Here is a 554-nt window from a genome sequence, read left to right as displayed (position 1 = left end):
TTATCAGGGCCGGATCGACCCCGCCCGCCTGGTGTTCATCGACGAGACCTGGACCAAGACCAACATGGCCCCGCTCAGCGGCTGGGCGCCGATCGGACAGCGGATCAAGGCCAAAGTTCCCAATGGCCACTGGAAGACAATGACCTTTCTGGCTGCGCTGCGCCAGGATCGCGTCGAGGCGCCTTGGCTCATCGACGGGCCGATCAACGGCGAGAGGTTTCTCCTCTATGTCGAGAAGGTTCTCGCGCCGACGCTGAAGCCGGGCGACATCGTCGTCATGGACAATCTCGGCAGCCATAAAGGCAAGGCCGTGCGTCGCGCCATCCGAAAGGCCGGCGCGAGGCTCTTCTTCCTGCCGAAATACTCGCCCGACCTCAATCCGATCGAACAGCTCTTCGCCAAGCTCAAGCATTGGCTGCGAAAGGCCGCAAAACGCACCGTCGAAACGGTCTGCGACGCGATCGGCCAGATTCTCGACCGCGTCACACCTGTCGAGTGCTCAAATTACTTCGCAAACTCAGGTTACGACCGGAGGTAATCTCATCCCGCTCTAG

The 554-nt window shown here is 60.8% G+C and carries 1 protein-coding gene; it reads left to right on the top strand.

Going from position 1 to position 554, the window contains the following annotated elements:
* A partial coding sequence (locus tag G6N73_RS36230) for an IS630 family transposase (protein ID WP_165034613.1) occupies positions 1–538 on the top strand: 538 nt, incomplete at its 5' end.
* Positions 539–554 lie beyond the last annotated feature (16 nt).

Source organism: Allomesorhizobium camelthorni (genome assembly GCF_011045125.1).
GTDB lineage: Bacteria > Pseudomonadota > Alphaproteobacteria > Rhizobiales > Rhizobiaceae > Allomesorhizobium > Allomesorhizobium camelthorni.
Note: the sequence above shows the minus strand (reverse complement) of the source record. Positions and strands in the feature narration are given on the sequence as shown.